17 protein-coding genes are annotated in these 15,502 nt (G+C 60.2%); 9 read left to right on the forward strand and 8 right to left on the reverse strand.

Features of this window, described 5'->3' with window-relative positions; translation table 11 throughout:
• Positions 1 to 80: 80 nt before the first annotated feature.
• Positions 81 to 578: a helix-turn-helix domain-containing protein gene (locus FHT97_RS12075; RefSeq protein ID WP_183862394.1), complete on the reverse strand. Its 498-nt coding sequence runs from the start codon at positions 576 to 578 to the stop codon at positions 81 to 83.
• Between the two features lie 113 nt (positions 579 to 691).
• Between FHT97_RS12075 and FHT97_RS12080 the strand changes: the two genes are divergently transcribed.
• The 6 genes from FHT97_RS12080 to FHT97_RS12105 all read left to right on the forward strand — a co-directional run bounded on the left by FHT97_RS12080 (position 692) and on the right by FHT97_RS12105 (position 4,644).
• Complete coding sequence (locus FHT97_RS12080) at positions 692 to 1,129, forward strand: Ohr family peroxiredoxin (protein ID WP_183862396.1); 438 nt, start codon at positions 692 to 694, stop codon at positions 1,127 to 1,129.
• A 15-nt stretch (positions 1,130 to 1,144) separates the two neighbouring features.
• Entirely contained in the window at positions 1,145 to 1,669 is a 525-nt protein-coding gene (locus FHT97_RS12085; protein ID WP_183862398.1) for a hypothetical protein, read from the forward strand.
• A gap of 150 nt (positions 1,670 to 1,819) precedes the next feature.
• Positions 1,820 to 1,984 carry an antibiotic biosynthesis monooxygenase gene (locus tag FHT97_RS12090; protein ID WP_246712608.1) on the forward strand — a complete coding sequence of 55 codons (165 nt, stop codon included), beginning with the start codon at positions 1,820 to 1,822 and terminating at the stop codon, positions 1,982 to 1,984.
• A 146-nt stretch (positions 1,985 to 2,130) separates the two neighbouring features.
• The gene (locus tag FHT97_RS12095) at positions 2,131 to 2,577 is read left to right on the forward strand and encodes a MarR family winged helix-turn-helix transcriptional regulator (RefSeq protein ID WP_183862400.1); all 447 of its coding nucleotides are present in this window, start codon (positions 2,131 to 2,133) and stop codon (positions 2,575 to 2,577) included.
• Positions 2,578 to 2,671: 94 nt separating this feature from the next.
• The gene (locus tag FHT97_RS12100; protein ID WP_183862402.1) at positions 2,672 to 3,667 is read left to right on the forward strand and encodes a nitrilase-related carbon-nitrogen hydrolase; all 996 of its coding nucleotides are present in this window, start codon (positions 2,672 to 2,674) and stop codon (positions 3,665 to 3,667) included.
• A 41-nt stretch (positions 3,668 to 3,708) separates the two neighbouring features.
• Positions 3,709 to 4,644 carry an NmrA family NAD(P)-binding protein gene (locus tag FHT97_RS12105; protein ID WP_183862404.1) on the forward strand — a complete coding sequence of 312 codons (936 nt, stop codon included), beginning with the start codon at positions 3,709 to 3,711 and terminating at the stop codon, positions 4,642 to 4,644.
• Between the two features lie 8 nt (positions 4,645 to 4,652).
• On the opposite strand, the gene FHT97_RS12110 is transcribed toward FHT97_RS12105, so the two are convergent.
• The 7 genes from FHT97_RS12110 to FHT97_RS12140 form a co-directional block, all read right to left on the reverse strand.
• Entirely contained in the window at positions 4,653 to 5,042 is a 390-nt protein-coding gene (locus FHT97_RS12110; RefSeq protein WP_183862406.1) for an ester cyclase, read from the reverse strand.
• 108 nt (positions 5,043 to 5,150) lie between these two features.
• Positions 5,151 to 5,921 (reverse strand): phosphodiester glycosidase family protein, encoded by a 771-nt coding sequence (locus FHT97_RS12115; protein ID WP_183862541.1) that lies wholly within the window; start codon positions 5,919 to 5,921, stop codon positions 5,151 to 5,153.
• Positions 5,922 to 6,064: 143 nt separating this feature from the next.
• Positions 6,065 to 7,375, reverse strand: a complete 1,311-nt coding sequence (gene xylA / locus FHT97_RS12120; protein ID WP_183862408.1) for a xylose isomerase — start codon at positions 7,373 to 7,375, stop codon at positions 6,065 to 6,067.
• A gap of 37 nt (positions 7,376 to 7,412) precedes the next feature.
• On the reverse strand, positions 7,413 to 8,867 hold the full coding sequence (xylB, locus tag FHT97_RS12125) for a xylulokinase (protein WP_183862410.1): 1,455 nt from the start codon (positions 8,865 to 8,867) through the stop codon (positions 7,413 to 7,415).
• 18 nt (positions 8,868 to 8,885) lie between these two features.
• A complete protein-coding gene (locus FHT97_RS12130; protein ID WP_183862411.1) occupies positions 8,886 to 9,911 on the reverse strand; it encodes a LacI family DNA-binding transcriptional regulator in 1,026 nt (341 codons plus the stop codon).
• Positions 9,912 to 10,058: 147 nt separating this feature from the next.
• A complete protein-coding gene (locus tag FHT97_RS12135) occupies positions 10,059 to 11,651 on the reverse strand; it encodes a DHA2 family efflux MFS transporter permease subunit (protein WP_183862413.1) in 1,593 nt (530 codons plus the stop codon).
• Positions 11,652 to 11,671: 20 nt separating this feature from the next.
• Positions 11,672 to 12,868: an HlyD family secretion protein gene (locus FHT97_RS12140; RefSeq protein WP_183755894.1), complete on the reverse strand. Its 1,197-nt coding sequence runs from the start codon at positions 12,866 to 12,868 to the stop codon at positions 11,672 to 11,674.
• Positions 12,869 to 13,023: 155 nt separating this feature from the next.
• Here FHT97_RS12140 and FHT97_RS12145 point away from each other — a divergent pair, with 155 nt between their 5' ends.
• The 3 genes from FHT97_RS12145 to FHT97_RS12155 all read left to right on the forward strand — a co-directional run bounded on the left by FHT97_RS12145 (position 13,024) and on the right by FHT97_RS12155 (position 15,493).
• Positions 13,024 to 13,701 (forward strand): TetR/AcrR family transcriptional regulator, encoded by a 678-nt coding sequence (locus FHT97_RS12145; protein WP_183755895.1) that lies wholly within the window; start codon positions 13,024 to 13,026, stop codon positions 13,699 to 13,701.
• Between the two features lie 101 nt (positions 13,702 to 13,802).
• Positions 13,803 to 14,642, forward strand: a complete 840-nt coding sequence (locus tag FHT97_RS12150) for an AraC family transcriptional regulator (RefSeq protein WP_183862415.1) — start codon at positions 13,803 to 13,805, stop codon at positions 14,640 to 14,642.
• Between the two features lie 101 nt (positions 14,643 to 14,743).
• Positions 14,744 to 15,493 (forward strand): TerC family protein, encoded by a 750-nt coding sequence (locus FHT97_RS12155; protein WP_183755897.1) that lies wholly within the window; start codon positions 14,744 to 14,746, stop codon positions 15,491 to 15,493.
• Positions 15,494 to 15,502 lie beyond the last annotated feature (9 nt).

Raw genomic sequence — 15,502 nt, forward strand, 5'->3', positions numbered from 1 at the left:
CTGCGCAAGCGGAACGAAAAAATTGGCTTTTGGCTGCACGGCCGTGGCTCGCACACGGAATCGATGCGGCGTCGCTACCGCTACCGACTGCGCTTGAACGCCTCCCACCGCTCGTCCCGTTCGCGCTGGTAAGCAGAATTAAGCGCCGCGCTCAAATCTTCCCTGCTGATCGGCTTGCCGCAGCTTTCGCATACCGGGCCAAGCCCCGCCGGCTTGCCGCAGGTCAGGTGCGTATATTGGACCGCCCGACCTTCATCCGGCGACTTCATCCAGGTTTCACCCCAAGCGCGTAGCGCCAGGATCACCGGATAAAAAGCCTCGCCCTTTTCGGTCAGATGGTACTCGTAGCGCGGAGGCCGCTCGCTGTAGCGCCGGCGTTCCACAATGCCTTCCGCCTCCAGCGACTTCAAACGCGATGCAATCATCTGCGGCGTCCCCCCGGTCTGCGCCTGGATCTCCTCGAACCGATAACTGCGCATGAAGAGCTCGCGCAGGATCAGTACCGTCCATCGGTCCCCGACCACCGCCTCTGAGCGGGCCACCGGGCATAGCGTATCCAAAACCGATTCCTTGTCCATTTCGCTACTTTCTTTTTCATAGGTACTTGCAACTATGATTTTCATAGCCAACATAAGAAACCGTGGAAGCAAGTGCAATAGGTCCAGACGGACCTACGCCGAGAGGAATGACAATGACCCAAGCCACTCATGGCGGCGAGGCAAACCTCTATACCGCCAAGACCCACACAGTCGGCGGTCGGGAAAGGGGAACTGCTCGCAGTTCCGACGGCAATCTCGACATCAAGCTCGCAATTCCCGGCTCCGAACGAACCGGCAGCAACCCTGAACAGCTTTTGGCAGCGGGATGGTCGGCGGCATGCTTAGAGGGTGCCATTGCCCGCGTCGCACGCAGCAAAAAGATCTCCCTCCCCTCCGGTCCGGAGATCGATGCCGAAATTGACCTCAACCTTGCCGATGATGGCCTCTTTCTGCGGGCGCGCTTGAACGTCCGGCTGGACGGTGTCGATGCGAAGGCAGCGGAGGCAATCGTCGAGCAGGCCCATCTCACCTGCCCCTTCTCGAAAGCGTTGCGAGGCAACGTGGATGTCGAAATCAAACTTACCCCGTAATGAAAGGAACCAGCCATGAGCGATCATGAAATCGTCGATTCAAGCTTTACCGCCATCATCAACGCACCGATCGAGAAGATAGATATTCCGAAATGGTGCTTCACGCTGCCGGAGGATGAATATCAGCGATGCTCGCCGGCTCACATCGCCGCGGGCTTCACCACCGCACCGGACGGCAAGCGCATGTCCATCAACGTCGAGACGATCGGCGGCAGCCTGATGGTTCAGCACTACGTCGAGACGTTGGGTGAAAAGGATCACCTGATCCTTGAGTCGGTTTCGGATATAGTCACACCGACGGGCCGCACGACGATCCATGTGCTTTGGGAACTCAGCGTCAGGCGCATCGACGATCAGACCTGCGAATTCACGAACCACGTTCGTTCCAAGGCAACAGAAGAGTTCAAGGCCTTTCTCGACAGGCAGGGCATCCCCTTCGACGTGTTCCGCGCACAACGGCAGCCGATGTCGATTGCGCACAACAAGGGAGAAACACCCCTTTTCGCTGCGAGCATTGAGCGCGCCGCGCTTCGCAATTAGGCATCTCGGAACGTCAAACTCTGGAGAAAGACATGTCACAGCCGAACGACAGCAAGCAGACGACAGCGCTCCTCTTCGTCGATCGTGCTGCTGAACCACAGGGCGCCCCGCCGTCTCCATGATGAGAGCGGTACCCTGACCTTCGAGGTCATGGTGTCGAACGACGACGAGGCGAAGTTGCATATCTATGAAGTCTACGCTGATGCCGCCGCATTCGAGGCGCATCTGAACAGCTCCTCCATCAGGCAGTTTCGCGAAGAAACCGCGGGGATGGTAGCCGGCATCGTTGTGGCGAAGTCCACGCTGGCGCAATAGGGCCAACTGGAAGAAACGGCGGCGCCGCCTTTCGCCGCCGCTCCAGCCATACGGGCGACCGCTGGAAACGTCTGAAAATTTCCATGTTGACATTATGTTGCATATACATCATATAATTGTCCATGGGAACGAGGACGGAAAGCAAAATGGGCGTGACGAATATCGTCGGCGAGATCACGCAGAACTGTCTGATGACGCGTACGCGTCGTATATCGCGCTTCGCAACCAATCTCTATGACCATGAACTGCGGCACTACGGGGTCAACGCCCCACAGTTCTCGTTGCTTGTGCTGATCGCTAAGCTCGGTAGTGCAAGCCGCGCCGAAATCGGGCGCGCCAACTACCAAGATCGCTCAACGCTGACACGCAATCTCGCCCTCCTCCTGAATGAAGGCTGGATCGAAGAGAAGGTTTCCGAAAAGGGCGGACGGAGGCGTCCGATCATCCTCTCACAAGCCGGCAAGGATCTGCTGACTTCGGCAGCTCCGGCCTGGCGACTAGCGCAGACGAAGGCGCGGGCCTTGCTTGGCGCGGAAGGCGTTGCTGCCGTGCTCGATGTGGCCGACAGCCTGCCACTCGGCCAAGTCGAGTAAAGGAATCACAAATGTTGCATATACAATATCAATAACTTCAATGTTGCATATGCAATTAAGTTGCCGAATACGCTCAACTGAAAGGACCGTTATCATGAGCACCATCGTCAAAGCCGCCGCCGTGCAGATCAGTCCCGTGCTCTACAGCCGGGCAGGCACCGTCGACAAGGTTGTCAGGAAGATCCGAGAACTGGGCAAGCAGGGCGTTCAGTTCGCGACCTTCCCGGAAACCCTCGTTCCCTACTACCCCTACTTCTCCTTCCTGCAACCCGCATTCCAGATGGGCAAGGAGCACCAGCGCCTGCTCGAAGAGTCGGTGACAGTGCCTTCCGCCGAAACGCGTGCCATCGGCGAGGCGGCCCGCGAGGCAAAGATGGTCGTCTCGATCGGCGTCAACGAGCGTGACGGCGGATCGATCTACAATACGCAGCTCCTCTTCGATGCCGACGGTACGCTGATCCAGCGCCGCCGCAAGCTCACGCCAACCTATTACGAGCGCATGATCTGGGGCCAGGGTGACGCCTCGGGACTGCAGGCGGTCGACAGTTGCGTCGGGCGCATTGGCCAGCTTGCCTGCTGGGAGCATTTCCTGCCGCTGGCCCGCTACGCCCTCATCGCCGACGGCGAGCAGATCCACTCGGCGATGTATCCGGGATCGATGTACGGCCAGCTTTTTGCTGACAAGATAGAAGTCAGCATTCGCCAGCATGCGTTGGAATCCGCCTGTTTCGTGGTCAATGCCACGGCCTGGCTCGACGCCGATCAGCAGGCTCAGATCCTGAAGGACACGGGGTCCGCCGGAGGACCGATTTCCGGCGGTTGCTTCACGACCATCGTCAATCCCGAGGGGCAGATCATCGGCGAGCCGCTGACCGCAGGCGAAGGCGAAGTGGTCGCCGATCTCGATTTTGCTCTGATCGACGCGCGCAAGAGGCTCATGGACGCCGCCGGCCACTACAGCCGTCCGGAGTTCCTCAGCCTGCGGATCGACCGCAGGCCGGCCCTCCATGTCCATGATCTGAGCGCACAGCCGAAGGCCGAAGCCTTCCACGCAAGATCTGTTGAGGAAAAGGCCGTCGAGGTTCTCTGAACGCGCGCTGAATTTGAACGAACGGAAAGAAGGCAAGGACCATGACTACTCAATCGTCTCAGGATAGCCCGATCCTCGTAACCGGTGCGGCCGGCGACGTCGGCGCCGTTGGCCGCAACCTTACAGAGATGCTGCTCGCGAAGGGCCACAGGGTGCGCGCCCTGGTCCGCCGGGAGGATGAACGTGCCGAAGCCCTGAGGCGCCTCGGAGCCGAGGTGGTCCAGGGTGACCTGACCGACCTCGCCTCGATGCATCGGGCGATCCAAGGCACAAAGCGTATCTATTTCGGCATGTCGATCTCGGCTGCCTATCTGGAAGCGACGATCAATACCGCGGCCGTTGCGCGCCATCATGGTGTCGAGGCGTTCGTGAACATGTCGCAGATGACCGTTTCGCAAATGAGCATCACCGAGACAACCGACAGCCCGCAACACCGGCTGCACTGGCTTGCCGAGCAAGCCCTGGCCTGGTCCGGTCTGCCGGTGGTTACCGTCCGCCCCACGGCCTTTCTGGAAGGCTTCTTTCTGCGGCTCGCCGCCGACAGCGTCCGGGAACGAGACGAACTCGCATTGCCGCTCGGCAGCAGCAAGACGTCGCCCGTCGCCGCCGCGGATGTTGCAAGGGCTGTCGCCGTGGTCCTCGACGATCCGGCACCGCACATCGGAAAGATCTATAACTTGACCGGCTACGAGTCGGCCGATCTTGACCACCATGCGCGTAGCTTTTCCGAAGCCCTCGGACGGCCTATCCGCTACCGTGACATTCCGCTGCCCGCATGGATTGATGCGTTGAAGAATGCCGGCGTACCGCCGCATCTTGCCAGCCACCTTGCCGTGATGGCGGACCTCCACAAGCAGGGCAGCTACGACCGCATGACCGATGATCTCTTCCAGCTCATCGGCAAGGCACCTGTCAGTATGCAGGAATTCGTAAAACACCATGCCACCGCGTTCACGCGCGGCGGTGCCGCGGGCTGAGGCTATATTTACAGGAGCTGGGATGCGATGGCGGCCTTGTCGATGACAGACCAGACCGCCTCGATCTCCCCATCCCGAAATTCATAAAACACGTTCTCGGTGAATGAGATTCTCTTGCCATTCACCGGTAGCCCAAACAGCAGCCCTATCGGCGTGCAGTCAAACCGCAGGCGGCTTCCGACGCGCGGCGGCTCGGAAACCAGAAAATCGATATCGAAGAAGAGGTCCGGAATCGTTTGAAAGTCACCCTCGAGCATCTGGCGATATCCAGACAATCCGATCGGCTCTCCGTTGTAGCGAACATCCGGATGAACGAACTGTCCGAGCGCCGACCAATTCTGGCTGTTCAGGCAGACGATGTATTCCCGATAGATGGCCGCAAGGTCGGCTTTGGACACGACTCTCCTCCGGTTCTTATGGTACCGGGGCCAATTAGGATGACGCGGAGATTTGGCAACCAGACATGGGCACGATCCGGATGCCCTGAATGCGGCTCATCCGGTGCGCTATTCGACGAGGCCGAACATCGGGCCGAACCCGCCATGCCAAGACTTGTCGTCACGTCCCAAGGCGGGACTGTAGAGCCCGACACCCCGGCCACCATCGAGAAACAGCGCATTCGGGCAGGCCAGATGATCGCGGAACAGGCGCGCGAAATCGTGGAAGTTCACCCTGTCTTCGCTGACCGCGAAGTGCACCACGCCATCGCCACAGATACCGACGCCGCCGCGGCGGGTCTTGTCGGTCGATCCGACGATGAAGATCGGGTTCAGCTTGTTGTCGATCACGAGCATCGGGCCGGATTGCGTGGCGAGCCGGACATCGGGGCGGCGCTTCAGGAATTCCTGGGTCGGAAGTATTCCCGCGGACGTCTCATCGATGAAGAATATGCCATTCGGCTTCTTGTAGAAGTTCGGCACCGGGCCGTCGGCGGGCCCATTGCTTTGCGCGGTGCTGGCTGGCCGCAATTCCCTGCCGTCTTCGACATAGAGCCCGATCGGCGAAAAATCGGGCAGATACATGCCGGCATTGATCGCAAACACTAAGCTCTGCCCGCTCTTTTGAACGGCCTCGTCAACCCCGGAGAAGTCGCGATAGGGTTCTCCAGCCGCGTTCTTCCAGAACAAACGGAGGTCGCTTCCTTTCTCGACGGTGCACACGACATAGGCCTCGCCTTCGAATGTATCCTGCAGGCAAGGCCCTGCGACGGCCGCACCCGCAAACGCGGCAGCGCCCAGCATCGCGGCGCCGGCAAGCATACCCTGTCTGAAGTCCATCGCAGCTTTTCCCTTGAGATCGCCGAGCGGCCCGATACCAGCGATCGCACTTCCACCAAACATGGAAACGGCATCGCCTCAATCAACAAAAAAGGCCGGGGAACCTTCGCTCCCCGGCCCTCTCCTCCACAATCAACCGCCGATCACACGTAACGGTTGACGATGTTTTCGAGCAGCTCCTGCTTGCCGGACTTCGGCTGCGGGTTGATGTCCTTGGCTTCGACCCACTCGGCGATCTGCTCGAGCGAGTATTCGCCGCGGGCGAGCTTCTGGCCTTCGACCGAATCCCAGCCGGCATAGCGGGCGTCGAGCGGACCGGACAGAGCCTTGTCCTCGATCATCTTGGCAGCGGCCTTGAGACCGCGAGCGCAGGCATCCATGCCGCCGATGTGACCGATCAGCAGATCTTCCGCATCGAGCGACTGGCGGCGCAGCTTGGCGTCGAAGTTGGTGCCGCCTGTCGTGAAGCCGCCGCCCTGCAGGACCTGGTAGTAGGCAAGCGCCATTTCAGGAACGTTGTTCGGGAACTGGTCGGTATCCCAGCCGGACTGGTAATCGTTGCGGTTCATGTCGATCGAGCCGAAGATGCCGAGCGCGTTGGCGAGCGCCAGTTCGTGCTCGAAAGAGTGGCCGGCGAGGATCGCGTGGCCCTGCTCGATGTTGACCTTCACTTCGTTTTCGAGGCCGTGGTTCTTGAGGAAGCCATAGACCGTCGCGACGTCGTAGTCGTACTGGTGCTTGGTCGGCTCTTGCGGCTTCGGCTCGATGAGGATCGTGCCCTTGAAGCCGATTTTGTGCTTGTACTCGACGACGAGGTTGAGGAAGCGACCGAGATGGTCGAGTTCCTTCTTGAGGTCGGTGTTGAGCAGGGTTTCGTAGCCTTCGCGGCCGCCCCAGAGAACGTAGTTGGCGCCGCCGAGCTTCATCGTGGCGTCCATGCAGGTCTTAACCGTCGCAGCCGAGTAGGCGAAAACATCCGGATCCGGGTTGGTGGCGGCGCCCGACATGAAGCGGCGGTTGGAGAAGAGGTTCGCCGTGCCCCAGAGCAGCTTGGTTCCGGTCGCAGCCTGCTTTTCGGCGAAATAGTCGACGATCTCGTTCAGGTTCTTCGTGTTTTCGGCGAAGTTCTTGCCTTCCGGGCGCACGTCGGCGTCGTGGAAGCAGTAGAACGGTGCGTCGAGGATCTGGAAGAGTTCGAACGCGACGTCGGCCTTGAGCTTCGCGGCTTTCATCGAGTCTTCGAACCAGGGACGCAGGAAGGTGCGTCCGCCGAACGGGTCGCCGCCCTCCCAAGCAAACGTGTGCCAGTAGGCAACGGCAAAGCGCAGATGGTCTTCCAGGCGCTTGCCGAGAACGACCTCGTCCTTGTTGTAGTGGCGGAAGGCGAGCGGATTGGTGCTCTCAGGGCCTTCGTACTTGATCTTCTGGATGTCGCCGAAGAATCCGGTGCTCATCTCGTGTCTCCTCAGGTTTCGAATTGTTGTTCTGGGTTCAGTGCTGCAGCGATTTGATCGCCGGGTAGAGAGCGCGGTAGCGCTTGTAGGCATCTTCGTAGGCGCCAGAGAGCGCCGCGACGGGCTCGATCGTGCCAGCCGTCTTCGGTGGCGTGCAGACGGCAACCGGATCGGCACCTGTTGCCGCAATCAGGCCGAGACGCGCCGCGCCGAACGCAGCGCCGAAGTCGCCATCGGCGGGCAGGTCGACGGGAACGCCGAGCGCGGTTGCGATCGAGGCCAGCCAGTAGCGCGAGCGCGAGCCGCCGCCGATTGCCGTGACGCGGGAAATATCCGTGCCCGCCGAGCGCAGCGCTTCGAGATTGTCGCGGATGGCGAAGGACACGCCTTCGAGAACCGCCTGGGTCAGCACGACGCGGCTGCTCTCATGCTCGAGGCCGATGAACGCACCGCGGATGACGGCATCGTTATGCGGCGTGCGCTCGCCGGAGAGATAGGGAAGGAAGGTAACGCCTGACGGAGCCTTTAGCGTTTCGCCGAGCTCGGTGGTCAGATCCGCAGCCGACTTTCCAGTCACGCTGGAATGCCAGTTCAGTGCGTCCGTCGCCGAGAGGATAACACCCATCTGATGCCAGGTGTTGGGCAGCGCGTGGCAGAAGGCGTGTACGGCGCTTTCCGGCTTCGGCAGGTAGGCGGCATTGGCCGCAAAGAGAACGCCCGAGGTGCCGAGCGACACGAAGGCCGCGCCATCGCTGACGGTGCCCATGCCGCAAGCCGAAGCCGCGTTGTCGCCGGCGCCGCCGGCAACGACGACGCTTCCCGACATGCCCCACTGCCCGGCCAACTCACCGCGCAGCTTGCCGCCCTGCTCCGTGCCTTCGATCAGGCGAGGCATCTGCTTTTCATCGAGACCCGTCGCCGCGAGAAGCTCAGAGGACCATGCGCGCTTGCCCGTATCCAGCCAGGAGGTACCAGCGGAGTCCGACATCTCGGAGATGTGCTCGCCTGTTAGCCAGAGGCGCAGGTAATCCTTCGGCAGCAGCACCTTGGCGACCTTGGCAAAGATCGCAGGCTCATGCTTGGCAACCCAGGCAAGCTTCGGCGCGGTAAAGCCGGGGAAAACGATGTTGCCGGTCAGCTTGCGGAAGCGCGGATCGGAATCCAGGGCAGCCGCTTCGACATAGGAGCGCGTATCGTTCCAGAGAATGCAGGGGCGCAGCACCTTGTCGTCGGCATCAAGCAGGGTCGCGCCATGCATCTGGCCGGAGAGGCCAATACCCTTCACGGCGGCGAGCTCCTTCGGGTGCTTTGCCTTCAGCCCGGCAACCGCCTCTTCCGTTGCACGGATCCAGTGCGAAGGCTCCTGCTCCGACCAGCCGGAATGCGGGCGCGAAACGTCGAGCGAACCATTGGCCGAACCGATGATCTTCTGATCGCCGTCGATCAGCATGGCTTTGACGCCGGAGGTTCCGAGATCGAGACCCAGATACATGTGTTTCTCCCTTTGCCGTTACGGCAGATTGTCTTTTAGAAAAATGTCGAGGCGGATGCGTTCCTGCGCCTCGATGACGGCAAGCCCGTCCGCCTTCGCCTTGAGGACGCGGATGGCGCTGCGCACTTCATGGCCCGCATTCTGGTTGAGAATTGCGTCAATGGTGCCGTCGAGCAGCGCAGCGCGGGTATGGGCGGTCAGTTCATGGGCGATGACCGTCAGCGACCGATCGACCGCCTTTTCCTTCAACGCCCTGATCAGGCCACGATTACCAGCGCCGAGGCTGTAGACCCCGATGATGCCGCTTTTCTTCGACAGCGCGTCCGCAACCAGCATATACGCCATCTCGGGATCGTCGCGGCCTTCGATGACAGGCAGGATGGAGAGCGATGGAAACTCCGCCGCGATAACGGCGGCAAAGCCTTCGAGGCGTTCGCGATGGTCGCGCACCAGCATCGAACCGGCGAGCACGGCGATCTCGCCCTTTGCGCTACTGAGGAAACGGCCCAGCAGCCGCGCGGCTGTACGGCCGGCAGCGATGTTGTCGACACCGGCATAGTGATGGCGCTGCGAGCCGGTAAGATCGGAGACAAGGGTCACGACGGGAATGCCGTCATTCACCAGTCGGTCGACGGCGTCGCGCACATCAGGCGCATCCGTGGCGACAAGGGCGATCCCCGAAGGCCGCTCCTCGCAAAGCTCATCCAGGACCGTGACGAGCGCGGTCGGATCAAAGGCCGGCACCTCGATCGTGCGAATATCCGTCCGCTCGGCGGGCGAGCGGGCGACGGCGGCGCGTACCTCGTCGTTCAGACCGTGCATGAAGGAGTTGTCGCTGGCCGGGAGGATGAAGACGAGTGGGTAGGTCCGGCCCTTGGCAAGGTTGGCGGCAGCAACGTCCCTGACATAGCCGATCTCGCGAATCGCGTTCTCGACCTTCTCGCGGGTCACGTGGCGTACGCCCGGCCGCTGGTTCAAAACCCGGTCGACGGTCGCCAGGCTGACGCCTGCCGCAGCAGCGATATCGTGAACTGTTGGCCTCATCTTTCCTCCTGACGAGACCTTTAACTCCAAATTTGATGTACGTAAATCAAAAACTGCAAACGTTTCCGTTCACGTCAAATCTTTGTGCAAAAGCAAAGGCCGGCCCGTTGTCCGGACCGGCCTCGCAAGCTGGTTTGATATGCCTTCTTAGTGACCTCCGCCACCACCGCTTCCGCCTTGTGGCGCAGGCTTGTCCAGCATCAAGACACCGAAGATCATCGCAAGGAATAACACGGTCAGCATCAGGAAGACGTCACTGAAAGACAGAACGATTGCCTGTTTCGTAACAAGTCCAACCATCTGCTTGATGGCAACAGCAGCGCCGTCCATGCCGTAGGTGTTGAAGTTCGCCGCCATGTTGTTCATCTGGTCAATCGCCGCCGGATTGCCCCAATCGATATTTTCGCGCAGTCGCTCGTAGTGCACGTCCTGTCGGTTCGTCAGCACCGTGTTGATCACAGCCAGCCCCACCGCGCCGCCAAGGTTGCGAGTCAGATTGAAGAGGCCGGACGCGCCGCGCATACGGGCGGGCGGCATCGTACCGAGCGCGATGTTGTTGATCGGCACCATGCACATCATCAGCCCGAAGCCGCGGAAGATCTGCGGAATAAAGAGTTCGTAGAAGTCCCAATCCTGGGTCAGGTGCGTCATGATGTAGGTGCCGCATGCGAAGCTGACGAAACCGATGACCATCATCAGCCTGAGATCCATCTTCGTCGACAGCTTTCCAGCGATCGGCGCCGTGAAGAACATCGCGAGGCCAGACACGAACATGGTCTCGCCGATCATCAGCGAGTCGTAGCCGCGAATGCGCCCGAGATAGACCGGGTAGATGTAAGTCAGTCCGTAAAGGCCGATGCCCATGACGAAGGAGAACACCGAACCGAAAGCGAAGTTCCGGTTGGTGAAGGCTCTCAGGTCGACCACCGGAAATTCGACGGTGAAGGCCCGATAGAAGAAGACAACGGCAGCAATCGCAGAGGCGATCGCGCCCATGAAAATATAACTGTCGTTGAACCAGTCGTTGGAGTTGCCTTCCTCGAGCACGTATTCCAGCGCACCGAGGAAGACACCCATCGACAGCAGCCCCCACCAGTCAAACTTCTTGATCAGCGCGAATTCCGGCCTGTCGAAATCGATGAAATTCCAGGTAACGATCGTGACGATGATGCCCGGCACGATGTTGACCAGGAACAGCCAGTGCCAGGAGAACGCGTGGCTGAGATAACCGCCGACGGTCGGGCCGATCGTCGGCGCAAGCGTTGCGATCAGACCGATGATCGGCGACACGATGCTGCGCTTGGACGGCGGGAAGATGGTGAAGGCGGCCGCGAAGACCGACGGGATCATGCCGCCGCCGATGAAGCCCTGGATGGCGCGGTACACGATCATCTGGTCGATGTTCGTCGCCGTTGCGCAGAGCGCGCTCGCCATGGTGAACCCTGCAGCCGAGGCCGCGAACAGGTATCGCGTCGAAACGATGCGCGCGAGGGTGCCTGATAGCGGAATCATGATGACTTCGGCGATCAGGTAAGATGTCTGTACCCAGCCGATCTCGTCCGAACCGGCGCTGAGGCCCGCCTGGATTTCGGCAAGCGATGCCGAGACGATCTGAATGTCGAGGATCGACATGAACATGCCAAGCACCATCGCGAAGAAGGCGATGAGCTTGCGTGGGTCCATGTGCTCCGCGGCCGCCGGAGCGGCCGGGATGGTTCCAACTGTTGCGCTGCCGGCCATGGGCCTACCTCGTCAGGATCTTACTTGCCGGCATCCGGCGCGGTGCGCGTATCGACATCGACGACGACACTAAGGCCGGCCCGCAGGCGGCCGCTGTCGAGAGCATCTTGCGGCAGGGCGATGCGCACCGGGACGCGCTGGATAATCTTGGTGAAGTTACCGGTGGCGTTTTCCGGCGGCAGCAGCGAGAAGACCGAGCCGGAGGCCGGCGAGATCGACTCGACCGTGCCAACGATCGGATGATCGCCATAAGCATCGACATGGACGTTGACCTTCGAGCCGGGAACCAGATGCTGGATCTGCGTTTCCTTGAAGTTTGCGTCGATATAGAGCTGACGGACCGGGACAAGCGCCATCAGCCGCTGACCAGGCGATACCAGATCGCCTTCCTGCACCGACCGGTTGCCGACGACGCCCTCATAGGGCGCCTTCAGGATCGTGAAGGAGAGGTCACGGGCCGCCTTATCGCGCGAAAGCTCCAGCTGGCGGATCGTACCCTCGGCTTCGCGGCGCTGCGCCTGCAGGAGTGTGACGTTGGCGTGCGCGGATGCAATCGCCGCATCACCACCAACGAGGTTTGCCTTGGCCTGATCAAGCGCGATGTTAGCCGCATCGAGGTTGGCGGTCGTGCCAACGGACTTGGATTGCAACTCGGCAGCGCGGGTCTGGGTGATCTGCGCGCCGCGAACGGTGGCTTCGAGGGCCGTCTTCTGAGCCTCGGCCTGATCAAGACTTGCCTGCCCGCCGGCGATCTGTGCATCGATGCGCTGCAGCGAGAGCTTTTCCGTCTCGAGGGAAGCGACGGCCTGATCGAGAGCAAGCTTGTAATCGCCGTCATCAAGCGTCGCGAGCACATCGCCTGCCTTGACCTTCTGGTTGGCAACGACGTTCACCTTGGCGACATAGCCGGTGACCTTCGGCGAGATGGTTGCGATGTCGCCTTCGATATAGGCATCGTCGGTCGACACCATGAAACGGCCCGTCGTCCACCAGTCGTATCCGTACCAGGCGGCACCGGCGAGAAGGACAAGGCCGATGATCGGCAGCGCGAGACTGCGCTTTTTCTTCTTTTCGGCGGGAACAGCCTGCGTATCGCCAGGACTCTGCGGCGTGCGCGGTGCTTCCGCAGCAGGGATTGCTACTTCCCGAGCCTTGCCTTCGGCTTCATCGGTTTCGCTGACGATGCGGGCAACATTGGCTTTTGGACTGGACGACATGAGCGACTACCGGGCAAATTGAGTGAATTTAATCGAACTGAACGGTTCGGTTCAGTTGACATAGAACCTTTTTCCATTCATATCAAGATATATCGAACCGATTGGTTCGGTTTTATTAATGAAAAATTCGCTGATGCGAACATGGTTAAGGAGCGATGACAGAGCTTTCCGATACGCGCGTGGACGATACCCCCTCGATAGGTGGCCGTTGGGCCGCTGGCGAAGATCCCGCCAAGCGCAAACAGATTCTCGACGGCGCCCGCCGCGTTTTCATGAAGCTTGGCTTCGATGCCGCGAGCATGAACGATGTGACGCGCGAAGCCGGAGTTTCAAAGGGAACGCTCTATGTCTACTTCGCCAACAAGGAAGAGCTGTTCACGGCGATAATCGAAAGTGAACGGGCCGCCTTCATCGCATCGATGCGCACGACGCTTGAAGAGCATGACGATGTCGAGGAAGGCCTTCACGACTTTGGTGTAAGCTTCATCGCGCACATGACCGATGAAAAGGTCATCAGCGCCATGCGCACGGTGCTCGGAGTTCGTGAGCGCATGCCGGCTCTCTGTCAACGTTTCTTCAAAGGGCCGGAGAACCTCCGGACTATCCTGCACGATTATCTCGAGCGCTACGTTCAGACCGGGCAATTGCAGATCGAAGACATCGACTTGGCTGCGGGGCAATTCCTGGATCTCTCCAGTGGCAGCTTCTTCAAGTTTCGGCTCTTCGGCAGCATGGAACAACCGCCGTCGGGACCCGAGATAGAGCGTGTCATCTGTGGCGCCATCCGCGTTTTCATGGCCGCCTATGGCGCCAAGCGGAGCGATCCCGCCTGAGCTTTTGATTTCCTTCCCCATCCGCGCCAGAATCCCGCAACTGGGATCAAACGCGGTCTGCTGCCCTTCGCTATGAAGGAAATGCAGCCAAGGGAGAAAGAATGAGCGCCGTCGCACGAGCGATCTGGTTTATCGAAAGTCATTTCGGCAACGACATTACTCTGGAAGAGATTTCGGACGTTGCCGGGCTTTCGCGCTACCATCTTTCGCGCGTCTTCGGACTCGTCACCGGTCGTTCGATCAGCAGCTATATCCGCGCCCGCCGCCTGAGCGGTGCGGCACGGATGCTGGTCAACCAGCCGGCCAACATTCTCGAGGTTGCCCTCGACGCGGGTTATGGCTCGCACGAGGCGTTCACCCGTGCCTTTCGCGACCAATTCGGCGTCACGCCGGACGCCGTGCGCAAGCAAGGGCACATACACAACCTCGCACTTCTGGAACCTATCCGCATGGACCCCGCTCGCCTTCCCGAACTCGAACCGCCGCGCTTCGAAACCTTGCCGCCGATGCTCTTTGCCGGCTTGCAGGAGACCTACCCCTATGGCGGCAATGCCGCGATCCCCTCGCTGTGGCAGACATTCAATGTGCATTTCGGCAGCATTCCCGGCCAGATTGGCAATGTCGCCTATGGCGTCTGCACACATATTGAAGGAGAGGCGGAAAAATTCCGCTACATGGCAGCCGTGGAAGTCAACGACGGCAGCGACCTGCCCGACGGCTTTGTCACCTTGAAAATCCCTGGCCAGCGCTATGCGGTCTTTGCCCATCGCGGCCATGTCTCGGGCATTCCGGCGACGATGCACCGGATCTTCGGGGAGTGGGTGCCGAACTCCGGTATGGAATTTAGCAGTCTGCCCGACATGTTCGAGCGCTACGACGAGCGTTTCGATCCCTATACCGGCATGGGTCTGACGGAAATCTGGATCCCCATCAAGGAATAAAAGTCACTCGGCTTTCGTATATCCCCTTGCGCGCTTGCCAAGGCAGGACGCGTCCGTACATTGCGAGCGTCAGATTCTGTGGCGCAAGGGGATAAACGCTGATGCAAGATATCATGATGCTCGTTCAGGACCCGGCCGCATGGGTGGCTCTCGTTACCCTCGTGGTGATGGAAGTGGTCCTCGGGATCGATAACCTCATCTTCATCTCGATTCTCACCAACAAGCTTCCGCCCGAACATCGCGAAAAAGCGCGCAAGGTCGGCATCGGCCTTGCCCTCATCATGCGTCTTGCTCTCCTCGGCACCATTGCCTGGATCGTCAAGCTGACGACGCCGATCTTCGAACTGTTTGGCCACGGCTTCTCCTGGAAGGACATCATCCTCATCGCTGGTGGTCTTTTCCTGCTATGGAAGGCGACGAAGGAAATCCATCACAACGTCGATCCGGCCGATCACAACGAAGATTTCATTGGCACTGCCGCGACGGCCGGCTTTACAGCCGCAATCGGCCAGATCCTGCTACTCGACCTCGTCTTCTCGGTCGACAGCATCATCACCGCCGTCGGCATGACGCCGCACCTGCCGATTATGGTCGTCGCCGTGATTGCCGCCGTGACCGTCATGCTGGTTGCCGCAACGCCGCTCGCGAACTTCATCGAGAGAAACCCGACCATCGTGATGCTGGCCCTCGCCTTCCTGATGATGATCGGCACGACCCTGATCGCCGAAGGCATGGGCTTCCATGTTCCGAAGGGTTACGTCTATGCCGCGATGGCCTTCTCCGCCTTGGTGGAAGTGCTCAACATCTTCGCCCGCAATGCTCGCCAGCGGAAAAAGCAAGGCAGTCACTAAAATGCTGAG

It is taken from the genome of Rhizobium sp. BK399 (assembly GCF_014194695.1).
Classification (GTDB): Bacteria; Pseudomonadota; Alphaproteobacteria; order Rhizobiales; family Rhizobiaceae; genus Rhizobium.